Origin of the sequence: Lysinibacillus sp. Ag94, assembly GCF_023242215.1 — a bacterium.
In the GTDB taxonomy this organism is placed as follows: Bacteria; Bacillota; Bacilli; order Bacillales_A; family Planococcaceae; genus Lysinibacillus.
Window position 1 is genome coordinate 847,077 of the sequence record NZ_CP096780.1, and the last position, 14,742, is coordinate 861,818.

The window sequence follows — 14,742 nt, forward strand, 5'->3', positions numbered from 1 at the left end:
TGTAAATGGAATTGCAAATTTTGCCTACTATAAGTACGTCATTCATCGTTATTAGTGCTGTACTTGTAGCTATTGGTTGGGGCTTAATTATAAAAAGAAAAGTAGAGGCACATAAAAAAGTAATGCTCGCAGCAGGAGTTGCAGCACTTATCTTCTTTATTATTTACGCTTCACGAACAGTCTTTATTGGTAACACAGCGTTTGGTGGTGGAGAAGATTTAAAGCCATATTATACTTTCTTCTTAATTTTCCATATTACTCTCGCAACAACTGGAGCAGTATTTGGAATTGTTAGTATTATTTCTGGCTTGAAAATTAATCTCAAGCTTCACCGTCGTATTGGACCGATTACAAGTATTATTTGGTTCTTCGTAGCTATTACCGGAGTTTTAGTATACTTTTTACTATACATTTTGTTTGAACCAGGTGAAACAACATCTGTCATTAAAGCTATATTAGGCTTTTAACCTTTTTTAGCGGATGTACCTACTGCTAAACATTGGTGCTGACGCTTCGCATTCGCGCAAAACAACATTTATTGGCTTGAAGCCTCCGGATGTAGCACAAAGGCGATTCTGCCGAGGCCTAATAAAATCTCCCTCCTTATTTTTGAGAAGGTGGGAGATTTTTTATGGATGTTTGATTAAATAGGGAAACGATAACAACAACGAGTAAAGGACCAATTAAAATACCGGAAAATCCAAACATTTTAAAACCGATAAACATGGCAATAAAGGTTGTTAATGAGGAGAGTCCAACTTTATTGCCAATAACTCTAGGCTCAATCATTCGTCGAACTAAAAATTGGGCGATCGTAAGTACGACTAACATAACAGCATAAACGTATTCACCTGTAAAGGCTTTGTATATTGCCCAAGGAAGAAGCAAAATAAATGAATCTAAAAAAGGCACGAAATCTAAAATGACTAATAAAATTGCTAAAATAAATGGGAATGGTGTTTTAAGAAAATAAAAGGTTCCAAAAGCTATAGCAAAAATGCAAATACCAATTAAAAATTGAGCTTTTACAAAACCAAATAAAGCAAGTTTTACGCGCTGTCCAATAAATAGTATTTTTTGATGATAGTGAAACGAAATAGGTGCAAACATTTTACGGTTAATATTCGGTAATTCTAAAAGAAACATATATAGTACAATCCAATAAACGAAAATATCGAATAAACGAGAAGTTATATACGTAAGGGAAGATGACCAAACATTTACATTTGTTAAAGAAAGAGCATATTTCTCGATTGAAGAGAGCGCTCGTGCTATCATAAGTTGAATTTGTATAACAAGATCTAAGGGCAAGTGATAAGTATAATTGGAAAGCTTGGATTGTGTTTGAATCCATAGTGCTGATAGCTGGTTGAGGTACTCTGGAATATGAATGATAAATGTCGAAAATTGTTTCCAACTTATAAATATAATGAGAATACATAAAAGTAATGTCACGCTTGAGAAGAACAAGAAAAAAATAGATGCGACTATTTTGCGTTTTTTTCGGAACCGTTTACTAATTCGTATAATGACAGGTTCCAATAATAATGCAGTTACGTAGGCAAGCAGTATGGGTAATGACAGAGATATAAACCAGAGAATTGCAATTCCGATAGCTATAACAATGATCGGATGGCGAAAAAAGGGGTGTTTTAAAAATTGTAACATTTATCTCACCTACATCATGTAAAAGATATAGTTAGTATGAGAAGAAATAAAATTTTTACTCAAAATAAAAAAGACTGGACCACCAGTCTTTTCAGATTTAGCTATTGCACTGCATGTTATCGCCGATTTATTGTAAACCCTAATAAAAAAATAAAATAATTTCGTTGTTTAATCGACATCAATGCAAAATGACATAACTATCTAAAATTAAGCATGAATTTCAAAAGCTTCTAGGTCTAATTTAACCTTTTTTAAGATTTCTTCACATTTTTTTACAAGATGAGCTGGATAAACTTCATCATCACCATACTCAACGCCGTGTGGATAGTAGTACTTACCAAGTACTGGTTTCATTAATGTTAGAATAGCATCGTGTGCACCAACATCACCAGATTTAGCATATGAGAATACACGTAGATAATAACGACCTTCGCGAGTATCGAAACGCTTATCAAATGTCATACGTTCGTAATCCCAGCCGCCATCACATTCTAAACCGTTTTTTTTCATGACGCTTACAATAAGTTCTTGATCAGCTGTTAAATTTTCAAGGTTAGTATTTTCGAAATACATCTTTAATCCTCCTTTAGGTTCTCGTACAAAGTATACGCTCATTTTTATAATAGAGCATATTCGACATTGTTGCAATGACAACATTGTGTCAACCCAATTACAATTGATATAATAAATAGACTAATGTGATAAGAAGGAGTCATGTATGAAAGCTTTATTTCGCATTTTTATGGTATGTGCTGCAATTACATTGATTGGCTTTATGTTTTTTAATACACCGCGCGAAAACGAACCACTAAAAGGCCCGAATGCCAATTCAAATGTTATTCCCAAAACCGAATTAAAGCAGCCTGAAATGGGAGCAACGACACGTCCAAAAAGCGGGATGTCGACATTAATCGGTCAAGAAGCTAAAGTAGTTTTGGAGAAATATGGTAAACCAGTACGAAAGGAACCATCCTCCTTTGGATATGATTGGTGGATCTATAACTCCAGTCCTTCTACTTTTTTCATGGTAGGCGTTGACAATCACATTGTGACACAAGTTTACATTGCTGGTGAAGATTTGGATGCTTCTCCTTTTAAGGTTGGTCAGAAGCGCGATGAGATATACCGAATGACAATTATTGATTATGAAGTAACGGCGAATGTCGGTGAAAATATTTTCGTTTTCTCGATGAGTGAAGAAGATATGCAGACACGATTGCTTGTAAAATTTGAAGGGCTTTTTGCACAACTTTATATAGATAGAGAAACGGGTAAGCTACAAGGAATACGTTTTACTAATAGTAAAACCCTTGTTCTTCATCAACCGTATGAAATGACTTATCAAGGTGAGCTCGTAATACCAACACCACCATCTTCCTTTTTACAGCAGGAAATTAATGAAGCAAATGCTGCGCAGCTTGACGATTTAATAAATGTAACAAGAGTTCAACATGATTTAACACCATTAAATATTGATGATTCAATAGAAGAAGTTGCAAAGATGCATAGTGAAGATATGAAGGTGCACAATTTCCTCGCTCATGAATCACCAACAAATGGAGATTTAAAAAAGAGATTAGAAACAGAGGGAATCGAATATAGTGAGGCGAATGAAAACCTTGCGACTGATTATTTTGATGCGATTGAAGCAATGCATGGCTGGCTTAATTCATCAGAGCATCGAAATGTCATTTTAAATGATAAATATACGACAGTGGGATCTGGAGTATTTTTAAACTATTATACGCAAATATTATTAGAATCATCTTCACAGGGGCTGGATAGTGAGAAAGACTCTGAGGAACCTGTAGAAAATATTGATGAATCATCACCATAAATAAAAATTTAAGACTGAAGATAAACTTGGCGAAATCAAGTTTATCTTCAGTCTTTTCCAAATGTATTAAGTATTGAAAGCAAAATCTCACCTACAGAAGTCTCCCTCTTCTATAGGTGAGATAAGCACAATGATCGCCTACATTTTTCGTCACAACGTTACATACGCCGTCATATGATAGAGAACCGAAAGGGGGAATGAAGCTTGCAATTAGCGGAGCTATTAAAAGACTGGCCGTGTAGCGTAACTGGGGGATCTATTCGCACCATTATTACAGGAGTTGAGGATTATGCTCAGGCAGTAAAACCTGGGGATATTTTTATTGTACGTAAAGGTAAGAAGACATCGGGAAGTCGTTTTGTAAAAGAAGCATTAGCCCGGGGTGCTGCCGCAATAGTTTCAGAGGAAAGTATTTCAATGCCTATTACCGATCAAAATATTCCTTTTGTTTGGGTTCCAAATACATCCTTATTTTTATCGTATGCGAGTGCAAAGCTTTCAGCCTTTCCCGCAGAAGCATTAACAGTCATTGCAATTACAGGTACAAATGGTAAAACAACAGTGAGTCATTTCGTGAGCCAATTATTAAGAGCCCTACATAAAAACGTTGCAGTTATTGGAACTGTAGGATTTTTCATCAATGAACAGAAACAACAAAACGTGTATGAGCAATTAACTACATTGCAGGCGAAAGAGTTGCATCCGATTTTAAAGCAATGTGTACGAAATGGCGTTACACATGTTGTTTTAGAAGCTTCATCAATGGGATTACAGCAAAATAGACTTGATCATTGTGATATCGATTGTGGTGTTTTTTTAAATTTATCGGAGGATCATTTAGAAGATCACGGAGGACTCGAGGCATATAAGCGTGCGAAAAAAAGGCTGGCAGATTTATCGAAAAAGCTAGTGCTAAATGGAGATGATAATTTTTGCCGTTCCGTCGGTATTTATGATAAGAAAAAATCTTGCTCATTTGGCTTTGATAATCATAATGATTTACATATCCAAATTGTCAGTGAATCATTTGGAAGAACGGTTCTTTGTTTACAAACATCATCGACTGAGCATATTGTAGAAATCCCTTTTGTTGGTAAATATCATGTGCAAAATGCCGTAGCCGCGTTGATGACTTTATGGCGCCTAGGTTTCTCAATTGAAGAGCTAGCCGAGCATATGTGGTTGTTAAGGCTACCAGAAGGAAGACTTGAGAAAATAGACAATCCATTTGGAATTGATGTGTATGTAGATTATGCACATACTGCAGAAGCATTACAGGCTGTTCTGCAAACTTTTGATCGCTCGAAAACCCTTTACCTTGTATTTAGCTGTGGGGGGAATCGAGATAAGGCGAAACGTTTTGCGATGGGAGCAGTAGCTAGTAAGTATGCGGATGTCATTTTTTTAACAACTGATAATCCGCGTGATGAAGACCCAATTTTAATTAATGAAAGTATTATTGCTGGTTTTACTGAGCAGCAATATTATGAAATCTATCTAGATCGGAAAGTTGCTATTCATCAAGCATTAGCAAAGGCAGAAAAAGGCGATATTGTACTTGTTGCCGGAAAAGGGCATGAACAGACCCAACAAATAAAAAATCAAAAATTCCCTTTTTCCGATCAACAATGTATTCGAGATTACTTTTTAAATCTTATGTCTAAGGACGGCGTTGAATGACAAAGAAAGAACCAGTCGCAATTGCAAGTTTTCGTCCTGTCTCATCCTCAATATCACATTCCATCACAAGTGTCTGACGCCCTTTATGTACGAAACGTCCACGCGCAATAAGTTCTTTGTTGGTTGTTGTTGCAATATAAGAGATATTCATATTTGTTGTGACAACATTAAAGCCTTCTGGTACTGAACGTGAAGCAAGTCCTCCCATTGCTGCATCTGCAATTGTTGCAATAATCCCGCCGTGTGGTACTTTAATGGTATTATGGATAACGGGTGTAATGGGTATGCGAACTTCGCTAATTTCAGGCTCAAATTTGCCAACCATGTGTAAGGCAGCATTAATATAGCGTCGATGTATACCTTGTTGTTTATCGTGAAGGCCAGACAATAAATGTAGTAAAACTTCCTCATCTTCAGCTGTACTATGCTGTAAAATCTCTGCAAGTAATTGTTCTATTTCCTTTTTAGACGATGGTGCCAATTTAAAAACTCCTTCATTTAAAATTATCAATAATGTAAAATTACCATAAAATCTGTTATGATGGAAAAGAGATTGGGGGAATTAACAATGATGATGACCTCTGACTGGGCAATCATTTTGGATGAGGCCGATGCGCTTTGTGAGATGATTCTTTCCTCTGAACCTGCGAAAATGCTGCAGCAAGCATATGATGCTGTGTATAGCGATGTCCAAATAGTCGAAGCTATTTATGCATTTAATCGCATGAAAGAGCAGTATGAAGATGTACAACGTTTCGGAAAATATCATCCGGACTATCATACAATTATGAAATCGATTCGTCAGCAAAAGCGCGCACTCGATTTAAATGAAAAGGTTTCAGCTTTAAAAATTGCTGAGAACGATTTTCAAGATTTACTTGATGAAATAAGCTTACTTATAGGGAAAAATGTTTCAGAAGCGGTAAAAGTTCCTGTAAGTAATCCGTTCTTTGCATCAGGTTCTTCATGTGGTGGAGGATGTGGCTCAGGCGGTTCTTGCTCTTGCTCTGCATAAACAAGGTAATACTTTTTCTTAGACTGTATGCAAACTCGGGTGAGTTTCTATACAGTCTTTTTTTATACTACTGTTATAAACACCAGGGTGTAATTACTGCAGAAAATTGTATAGTAAGTGCATAGGTGTTATAGAAATTAAAGGAGGATTAACAGATGAAGACTTATCGAATTGCCGTTATACCAGGAGATGGGATTGGTAAGGAGGTAGTACCAGCGGCGATAGAAGTTCTTGATAAAGCCGCTCAATTAGATGGTAGCTTTCAATTTGAATGGACCACATTCCCATGGGGTTGTGATTATTATTTAGAAACAGGTAAAATGATGCCTGATAATGGTATTGAAATTTTGAAAGGTTATGATCAAATCTTTTTAGGTGCTGTAGGCATGCCAGATTTAGTACCAGACCATATTTCATTATGGGGCTTACTTATTAAAATCCGCCGTGAGATGAAGCAAGCTATTAATGTACGTCCAGCAAAATTGCTTCAAGGTTTACCTTCACCTTTACGTAACCCAAATGGCTTTGATTTTGTTGTTGTACGTGAAAACTCAGAGGGAGAATATGCGGAGAGTGGTGGCAGAATACATAGTGGACAGGATGAGGTTGCTATCCAAAATGCTATTTTTACAAGGAAGGGAACAGAGCGTGCCATGCGATATGCATTTGAAATGGCGAAAACTCGACGCCAGCATGTTACAAGTGCCACAAAATCTAATGGAATTACATACAGTATGCCTTTTTGGGATGAAATATTTGCGCAAGTAGGTAAAGATTACGAGAATATAGGACAAGTATCTAATCATATTGATGCTTTAGCTGCCTTTTTAGTAATGAAGCCAGAAAACTTTGATGTCATTGTTGCATCCAATTTATTTGGGGATATTTTAACAGACTTAGGTGGTGCGATTATGGGAAGTATCGGAATTGCTCCAGCTGCAAATTTAAATATAGAAAGACAATATCCATCCATGTTTGAACCAGTCCATGGCTCTGCTCCAGACATTGCAGGACAAGGTATAGCAAATCCACTTGGACAAATTTGGACAGGTAAAATGATGCTTGATTTCTTAGGCTATCATGAAATCGGTACAAAAGTGCTAAATGCGATAGAAGCAACACTAGCAGAAGGTATTAAAACAGGCGATTTGGGCGGAACAGCAACATTACGTGATGTAACGGATACGGTATTACATCATCTACACTAAAGCAAAACTTTAAACAGTGGGGTTTTCTTCAGCCCCGCTGTTTATTAGATTTTGGCTGTTTTCTTAAAGAGTGGTAAGCAGTTACCGTTATAGTATGGTTAAGAAATTTGTTTTATTTCAATAGGGCTCCCTATTTTTCATCAATCCCTAAATATATTATGGAAACAAAGCATGTTAAATTAAAAAACTGCATCCACTTGTTATATAAGGATAAAGGGATAGAGGATAATTAGTCTATTATAGAGGCTGTTATCCTCTTTTTACTTGCATACTATTCTAAAAATATAAGGGTTGATTAATAAGTATAAAAAGTATATTCTGAATATTAAGTCTAATGGACATCTGTTTGTATTTAGGGGGGATAGCATCGGTCCGAGGTAGGACTCCACAGAAACGAATGTTCGAGGACCTTATAGAAATAAACATACCAATTATCACGATGAGTAAAGCACCTTCTCTAACAACAATAGGAGATGATTGATGAATGGATATAGAAGTTTTAAAAGTACCAATTGATGACAATAGGATTATCTATGTCTTGTTAGATGCTGATAGAAAACCAATTGAAGTGGTAGCAAAGTATATGAAATATCTCTATAACAGTGGAAAAACACCTAATACTTTAAAGGGATATTGTCAGGCTTTAAAAGCCTATTTTACTTATTTAGGGCAATTAGGGATTGATTATCACCAGGTCTCTTTTGAAGTTCTATCGAACTTTGTGGGTTGGCTTTCAAATCCTTATGAGAGTGTAAAAGTGACTCCTCAGAAGAAAACCTCAGCAAAGCGAGCTAAGTCAACTGTGAACAATTATATTACTGTTGTAACGAACTTCTATGATTATTTATATCGAAGCGATTTAATAGATTCAAATATTGGCGATAAATTAATGAAAAAAGTATACTCGGGTGCTGGTGGTAAAGGATATAAAAGTTTTTTAGAACACGTTAGTGGAAATCAACCCTACTCCAAAAATATTCTTAAACAAAAAGAACCAAGTAAGAAAGTAGAGATTTTCACGAAAGAACAAGTTGAAATCGTCTACAATGCTACTACAAATATTAGAGATAGATTCTTAATACGTCTACTATTCGAAACGGGTATGCGGATTGGGGAGGCTCTTTCCTTATTTTTAGAAGATTTAAAATTCGATAATAAACATAGAAAACATCAGATTTATTTGACAGAGAGAGGTTTATTACCTAACGGCGGCTATTTAAAAACAGGTGAAAGAAAAATCGATGTATCGCAGGAACTGATGGATCTATATGATGATTATTTGTATGAAGTGATTGATGATTTGGATTTGGATCATAACTTTGTTTTTGTGAAACTGCATGGTGATAACCTAGGTTCACCAATGGAATACCATAATGTTCGTGATGTGTGTCAAGAACTTAAGAAAAAAACGGGGTTTCATATAACTCCACATATGTTTAGACATACCCACGGAACTCTTTATTACCTTGCGACCAAAAACATTAAAATGGTGCAAGAGCGTTTAGGGCATTCTCAAATCCAAACAACCATCAAATACTACCTCCATCCTTCCGAGGATGATATCCGCAAGGATTGGGAAAAGGCAGCTCCAACATTCAATCTAGGTTCGATAAAGATTAGAGAGAATGGAAAGGAAGACCCTGTTCTATCGGGTGTTTCTGATGAGGCATTTCAATTTTAAATCAACAGTTAAGGGGTCAGAATATTGAATAAATACACAGCAAGCAATGCTTTACCGCAGAATGAATATTGGGACTTAATCACCTCTACCCTTTCCTCTTACGAGGCAAAAGAAGTGTTAGGCGATGGAAAGCTCAAGACATATAAGGTCGAGGGTGATTACTTTCTGGTCAATGATGTTTGGAATGTTGATACCATTGGTAAAATCCCTAATTTTGCAGAACAATATAAAGAATATAAAAACGCAGGAAGAAAGATAATATTCTCTTCTGAAAATCCGTCGGTATCCTTGGAACTTAAATTTGTATTTTATCTTAAGCTTTTTAATGATGGATGGAGACTTTCTTCTGCATTTAATAGTAATAGAACTGAGCTAAAACGATTGAATGAATACCTAAACGAAAGACATCCTAGACTCCCTTCCCTTTTGGCGTTGGACATCGACAAAGAGGAGAAACAGTGGATATGGTGGTTAACCAATAAGGGGATAGCAACAACTCAAATAACCAAAGATGCTTTATATGGTAATTCGGAAAATAAATCTGCTTCAGCAAGATTTTTGCGTTCGATTTACAATTACTTATCAGAACAAACAGATACCCGTGAAGAATTAGAAAAAGATAGATGGGATGTTAGGATTCTAAACAAAAAATATGGCATTAAATCTAATCCTTCAAAGAATGATTACTATATAAATTTTGAAAAGGTACAAAACGAAGAATTCAGAAAACACTCCAAAAAGTATATAAAAAATAGATTGCTAGGTGCTCGGAATTTTTCGTGGGGTACAGCTAGGAATTATATTATACATTTATCAATGTTTTTGAATTTTGTTAGTGAATTAGAACCTGATTGGAATAGTTTAAATGAACTCACAAGAGAGCATTTTGAGAAATATTTAGAATATCTTAATCACTATACTAAAAACAATCTAAAACAAAAGAACGCAAATCCTACGAGTTTCACAATCAAAAACATTGGTTATGTTAAGGTATGCCTTGAAGATTTACAACGATATGAGTATAGTATTGCACCAAAAAAACCTGTAGTAAAGCTAATTTATCCTGGGGATATCCCTAATATGCCTAAGAAAGCAACAGACGACATTGAACACGTTCCAGACTTTGTATTGGAGCAACTGTTCGAGCATATAAATGAACTTCATCCAGATGTTCAACCAGTCGTTTGGGTTATGTATAAAACAGGATTGCGTGTCAGTGATACATTGGGACTGACACAGGAATGTCTATTTCGTTTAAATGGTAAAAGCTCTGTTAAAACCGATATAGAGAAGACCTATGTGATAAATCATAAAATACCCATTGATGAAGAATTGGCAAATCTGCTCGCTATATTAATCGATAAATCAAAAAAACTTAGCAACGAAGACAATAATCCAGATAAATTCATTTTTGTCCGATACACCGGTTCCCGTAAGGGAAAGCCATTCGGTCAGCGATGGATTCAGAAAAATTTATACGAACTGGCACATAAAAAGGAAATTATTGATGAGATGGGGAATATTTTCCGTTTTAAAAACCACGCTTTCAGGCATACCTTTGGTATAAAGATGATAAATGGCGGAGCTGATATTTTAACAGTGCAAGAACTTTTGGCTCACGCATCTCCTGAAATGACAATGCGTTACGCTAAGTTATTGGATGATACGAAACGCAAAGAGTTTGAGAAGGTCGTGAAAAGCGGTGTATTTAGCTTTGATCTTGACGGTAAAGTTCATCAAGTGACAGAGAACGAGGGAATTCCAGAAGACGTTATGGATGCGTTATGGCGAGATGAAAAGTTATATGCATTGGACAATCCTTATGGGACTTGTCGTGCCAGAGTGAATGGAAACTGCCCGTTAGCAGCTGAACCACCTTGTCTTACAGCAAACAATGGGAAGCCCTGTTTTGACCTATCTGTGGGTATGACCAGTTTCGATGTAAAGAAATATGAGCTTCATATAGAATCAACAGCCAAAATGATTGAAGCAGCAAAAGAATATGGTCGAGAAGATATGATCGAAGCGAATGAAAAGAACTTAGAGAGATACCAAGAAATATATAATACCATTAAAAGTGGAAGCGTCATTTTCGGTAACTTAGAACGTATGCATAGAAAACTAGAGCGTATGAGAAAGAAAGGTGTTAAGAATGGCTAGTATCGACCGAGAAGAGCAACTAAGGCGCTTACACGAGGAGCGTAAACGTAAGACAAAAGAAAAGGTTGAAAACGCCATTAAACGACTTACAAAGGATTCTAAGGCTATTAATTTCAACAGTGTAGCAAAAGAAGCTGGCGTAACGAAAGCGACCTTATATAATCATTCTGACATCAGAGAACGTATCGAATTTTTACGAGAACAACAAGAAAAAGCATATAGTAATTCAAGAGTTAAGCGAGACGAAGCAAATCAAGACGCAATGATTGCTTCTCTTAGAAGAAGAATCAAAAAATTGGAAGGAAGAATTGAAGAGTTGGAAGATGAAAATAAAAAATTACGTAAAACAGAAAGTACGGAACTAGCAGATTATATAAAAAATTTATAACAAAGGCTGTTGTAGTAAAACATTGTTACATAGATCATAAAAAAGAGACAGCAATCGCTGTCTCTTACTAAACTAACGCACCCCGTTTGTTTAAGTACATTTTTTCACAAACATTAAGTCTTAAAGGGCTATTCAACATTTTACTTTTTTATTCTCGCAACTAGGAACAGGTCGGATAATTTTTTTACAACAGTTAGTTTATTTTCAATTATCATCTCAGTCTCTTCACCATATTCATGATTTAAATAATAGACAGGAGGATTATTTCCTTCGTGTATATTTATTGCTTATGCATCTCCAATAGCTATTTCTTCTCCGATACAAATATAACCACTCTCAAATACTGCACATCCAGGAACAGCGTTGTAAGATCCTTCAATAATAAACTTCGGATTCAAAAATTCAATTCGTAATTGGGGATTTTCATCATCTTCTTCATCTTCCGCATCAAAAGGAACCACCAATTCACTATCACACACGATTACCATAACTAGAGAATCGCCTTATTCACTTTTAGTAATCCCTATTTAAGGAATAGTTACTGTAAAGCTTTCAAACTCGAAATCAGTTCCTTCATAAGGTTTTAATTCTGTTTTTGTTTCATTGCCTTCATTATCAACTTCCACACTAGTTCCTCCATCGTGGAATTTAATATACGGGATAACTGTCAATGTCTTTACATTATCTCTAATTGGGTCAATTAGTCGAGCACCAGTCAAATGTTCCTTGCCATTGATTATTTGAATTTCACTGCCACCTGAATGAGACATCAGTTCGTTTCCTTTATCATCAACTACTTTAAAATCTATATTTCCATTAGATAAGTAATTTATTTTTTCTGATTTTGCACTAAAGATAAATTGCATTCCAGCTGGACTTACTTTTAAATCAGAGACAGTAAGTTCTATGCCTTTTATTTCTTGGGTATGGTTAATAACAACAGATTGGACTTTTGATTTCTTACTTACGGGATTTAAGAAATCCCACTGTTTTCCATCTTCACCTGTAAAAATTACACCAAGTGTAAAAGCTTCAGGCAAATCATCAATTGAATTTGAATCTATGTTTATGATACCAGTTCTTTTGGTAGGTGATATTTCCGTTTCACTATAAGTGCCTGCGTGTGAAAATGCTTTTCCGTTTATTGTGAGTTGAGGCCCAGATGATAAATAGAATTCTCCAATTGGATTCTCTGATGTCATTGAAAATCCTATTGTTAAACGTGTCTCATCATAGAAAACTTCATCAAGTGTAATAGAAGTTTGTCCAACACTTTTCGTAGCACCTAATATATTTGTTAAACCTTTATTGTGTACCTGTTCTAAGCCTTGATCCCTAGACTCACTAAAGACCGTCCCTATAATTGGAATTTTTGAAACTATATTAGCCATAGCAGGTGAAACAGTTGCCGAACTAACTAACAAAATGAATGCGACGGCAGCAGTACTTACGCTATATAACATTTTACTTCGTTTAGACCTTTTTCTTTTATGCACATTCCCTTGAAACGTATTCAATATAATTGCATCTAATTTTTCAGTCGGGACATAAATATTATTAATTTCTTCCTTAAACAATCGAGTTTTGTCTGTCATCTAAATAAACCCCCTTTAATTTTAGCCTTAACCCTTCTAATCCACGGCGTATATTCGTCTTCACCGTACCTTCAGGACAGTCTAGAAATGTTGCTATTTGTTTAACTGTAAAATCATGATAAAAACGCAGAAGCAAGACAGTTTTATATTTTTCCTCAATTTCGTCCATAGCTTGAAGAAGATCAAGATGTTCCTCGCTTTGAATGTTCTTAACATCTTCAATCTGATCAAACATCTCATTATTAATTGGCACAATCTTTTGTTTCTTTTTTAATGTTGCAATTGCTGTATTAATTAAAATTCTCATCAGCCAAGTAGAAAAATAATCGTTATTTTTCAATGTTTGGATTGAATTTAAAGCTTTATACAGGCTTTCCTGAAAAACCTCAAGCGCATCATTTTCATTTCGCATATACACATATGCCATTCGGTACATTTTTTCTTTTTCTTCGTGAATAAGCATCTGAAATGCCTCTGTATCACCTTTTTTTGCACGTTTTACTAACTTTGATGTTATATCCAATTTAAAACCTCCCTTCCTTTCACACTAATTAGAGAGTTTAGGACAACAAAACGATTCAAATTTATTAACAAAAATAAAAAAATTGGAATTCATTCAGTCTGGAAACCATAAATCTCAATGAAACAGGAAATTAAGAGCTTAGAGAAGTTTCTAATCGTTACTTTTGGTTTAGAAAAAATTTGATTATAAATTACTCAAAACTTTTGATTTTACTGTATACAAAAAGCTGTCATTTTGAATAAAGATTGATCAAAATGACAGCTTTCTCTTATTAATAATAACTGTTTTCTATAAAAAAGATTGATTATTTTAAATCTCCTTATTCCACTAAAGCACCCCGTTAGTTGAACAAGAACAGCGACGCTTATTAAACAATCGCGCTCATTTTTGTTTGATTGTTTAGTTCTCTTTTACCATTAGCCGAAAGTAAATATCCTCCTAGCAATACAAATCCTATACCTGTAATTGCTCCTCCAATGACAGTGATGATTCCTTCGGCATTTGGTATCAAAGTAGCCAAAGCAAAAACGAGTGTTCCTACTATTAAGCACAATCCACCCATACGAGGAAGAATGCCTTCTTTCATCACTGAAATTCCAAATAGAATCATACCTAAAACGAAAAACAATGGTCCAACTGAATATATAATGCCTGAAACGCCTTCATCAAAAATAGGCTTTACATTCACCCCAGAAACACCTGCTATTTCTACAAATACAACTGCTGTTACACAAGTAGTACCAATCAGACCCAACAACATTCCTAGATTACCCAACAGCCCATTTTTTTTACCCTGCGCTTCAAATAATCCTATAAAAGCAAAGCTAAGACCTAAGTGACCAAATAAAACTAAGCTTTGCCCAAAAACAGTTCCATTATCTGCTTCCCCTAATAGGTTAATCAAATGTCCGATTCCTAAGAATAAACCAGATATAACACTTGCGAATCCTCCGACAGATCGAAATAAAAGTATGGGTTGCATTATTT

15 protein-coding genes are annotated in these 14,742 nt (G+C 35.4%); 8 read left to right on the forward strand and 7 right to left on the reverse strand.

Annotated features, from left to right (window positions below):
- The first annotated feature begins 5 nt into the window (after positions 1 to 5).
- Positions 6 to 467, forward strand: coding sequence for a DUF420 domain-containing protein (locus MY533_RS03735; RefSeq protein ID WP_248718080.1), 462 nt, complete (start codon positions 6 to 8; stop codon positions 465 to 467).
- A gap of 136 nt (positions 468 to 603) precedes the next feature.
- On the opposite strand, the gene ytvI is transcribed toward MY533_RS03735, so the two are convergent.
- Entirely contained in the window at positions 604 to 1,668 is a 1,065-nt protein-coding gene (gene ytvI / locus MY533_RS03740; RefSeq protein ID WP_248718081.1) for a sporulation integral membrane protein YtvI, read from the reverse strand.
- A 207-nt stretch (positions 1,669 to 1,875) separates the two neighbouring features.
- On the reverse strand, positions 1,876 to 2,241 hold the full coding sequence (locus MY533_RS03745; protein WP_132357615.1) for a YugN family protein: 366 nt from the start codon (positions 2,239 to 2,241) through the stop codon (positions 1,876 to 1,878).
- Between the two features lie 145 nt (positions 2,242 to 2,386).
- Between MY533_RS03745 and MY533_RS03750 the strand changes: the two genes are divergently transcribed.
- Together MY533_RS03750 and MY533_RS03755 are read left to right on the forward strand one after the other, a co-directional pair.
- Complete coding sequence (locus MY533_RS03750) at positions 2,387 to 3,505, forward strand: CAP domain-containing protein (RefSeq protein ID WP_248718082.1); 1,119 nt, start codon at positions 2,387 to 2,389, stop codon at positions 3,503 to 3,505.
- A 204-nt stretch (positions 3,506 to 3,709) separates the two neighbouring features.
- Entirely contained in the window at positions 3,710 to 5,185 is a 1,476-nt protein-coding gene (locus MY533_RS03755) for a UDP-N-acetylmuramoyl-L-alanyl-D-glutamate--2,6-diaminopimelate ligase (protein ID WP_248718083.1), read from the forward strand.
- Here MY533_RS03755 and MY533_RS03760 read toward each other — a convergent pair.
- On the reverse strand, positions 5,166 to 5,666 hold the full coding sequence (locus MY533_RS03760; protein WP_248718084.1) for a PaaI family thioesterase: 501 nt from the start codon (positions 5,664 to 5,666) through the stop codon (positions 5,166 to 5,168). The two genes, MY533_RS03755 and MY533_RS03760, sit on opposite strands and share 20 nt — an antisense overlap.
- An 87-nt stretch (positions 5,667 to 5,753) precedes the next feature.
- Between MY533_RS03760 and MY533_RS03765 the strand changes: the two genes are divergently transcribed.
- From MY533_RS03765 to MY533_RS03785, 5 genes are all read left to right on the forward strand, one after another.
- Positions 5,754 to 6,200 (forward strand): YlbF/YmcA family competence regulator, encoded by a 447-nt coding sequence (locus tag MY533_RS03765; RefSeq protein WP_132357606.1) that lies wholly within the window; start codon positions 5,754 to 5,756, stop codon positions 6,198 to 6,200.
- Between the two features lie 155 nt (positions 6,201 to 6,355).
- Positions 6,356 to 7,408 (forward strand): tartrate dehydrogenase, encoded by a 1,053-nt coding sequence (locus tag MY533_RS03770; protein WP_248718085.1) that lies wholly within the window; start codon positions 6,356 to 6,358, stop codon positions 7,406 to 7,408.
- 484 nt (positions 7,409 to 7,892) lie between these two features.
- Positions 7,893 to 9,089: a tyrosine-type recombinase/integrase gene (locus MY533_RS03775; RefSeq protein ID WP_248718086.1), complete on the forward strand. Its 1,197-nt coding sequence runs from the start codon at positions 7,893 to 7,895 to the stop codon at positions 9,087 to 9,089.
- Between the two features lie 24 nt (positions 9,090 to 9,113).
- Positions 9,114 to 11,249, forward strand: a complete 2,136-nt coding sequence (locus MY533_RS03780) for a tyrosine-type recombinase/integrase (protein ID WP_248718087.1) — start codon at positions 9,114 to 9,116, stop codon at positions 11,247 to 11,249.
- Complete coding sequence (locus MY533_RS03785) at positions 11,242 to 11,637, forward strand: DUF6262 family protein (RefSeq protein ID WP_248719141.1); 396 nt, start codon at positions 11,242 to 11,244, stop codon at positions 11,635 to 11,637. The genes MY533_RS03780 and MY533_RS03785 overlap by 8 nt, the downstream gene beginning before the upstream one ends.
- Positions 11,638 to 11,924: 287 nt before the next feature.
- On the opposite strand, the gene MY533_RS03790 is transcribed toward MY533_RS03785, so the two are convergent.
- The 4 genes from MY533_RS03790 to MY533_RS03805 form a co-directional block, all read right to left on the reverse strand.
- A complete protein-coding gene (locus MY533_RS03790; protein ID WP_248718088.1) occupies positions 11,925 to 12,125 on the reverse strand; it encodes a hypothetical protein in 201 nt (66 codons plus the stop codon).
- Positions 12,126 to 12,164: 39 nt separating this feature from the next.
- On the reverse strand, positions 12,165 to 13,232 hold the full coding sequence (locus MY533_RS03795) for a DUF4179 domain-containing protein (protein WP_248718089.1): 1,068 nt from the start codon (positions 13,230 to 13,232) through the stop codon (positions 12,165 to 12,167).
- Positions 13,207 to 13,695: a sigma-70 family RNA polymerase sigma factor gene (locus tag MY533_RS03800; RefSeq protein WP_371873333.1), complete on the reverse strand. Its 489-nt coding sequence runs from the start codon at positions 13,693 to 13,695 to the stop codon at positions 13,207 to 13,209. Before MY533_RS03800 ends, MY533_RS03795 begins: the two co-directional genes overlap by 26 nt.
- A 427-nt stretch (positions 13,696 to 14,122) precedes the next feature.
- Positions 14,123 to 14,737, reverse strand: a complete 615-nt coding sequence (locus tag MY533_RS03805) for a hypothetical protein (RefSeq protein ID WP_248717174.1) — start codon at positions 14,735 to 14,737, stop codon at positions 14,123 to 14,125.
- Between the last annotated feature and the right edge of the window lie 5 nt (positions 14,738 to 14,742).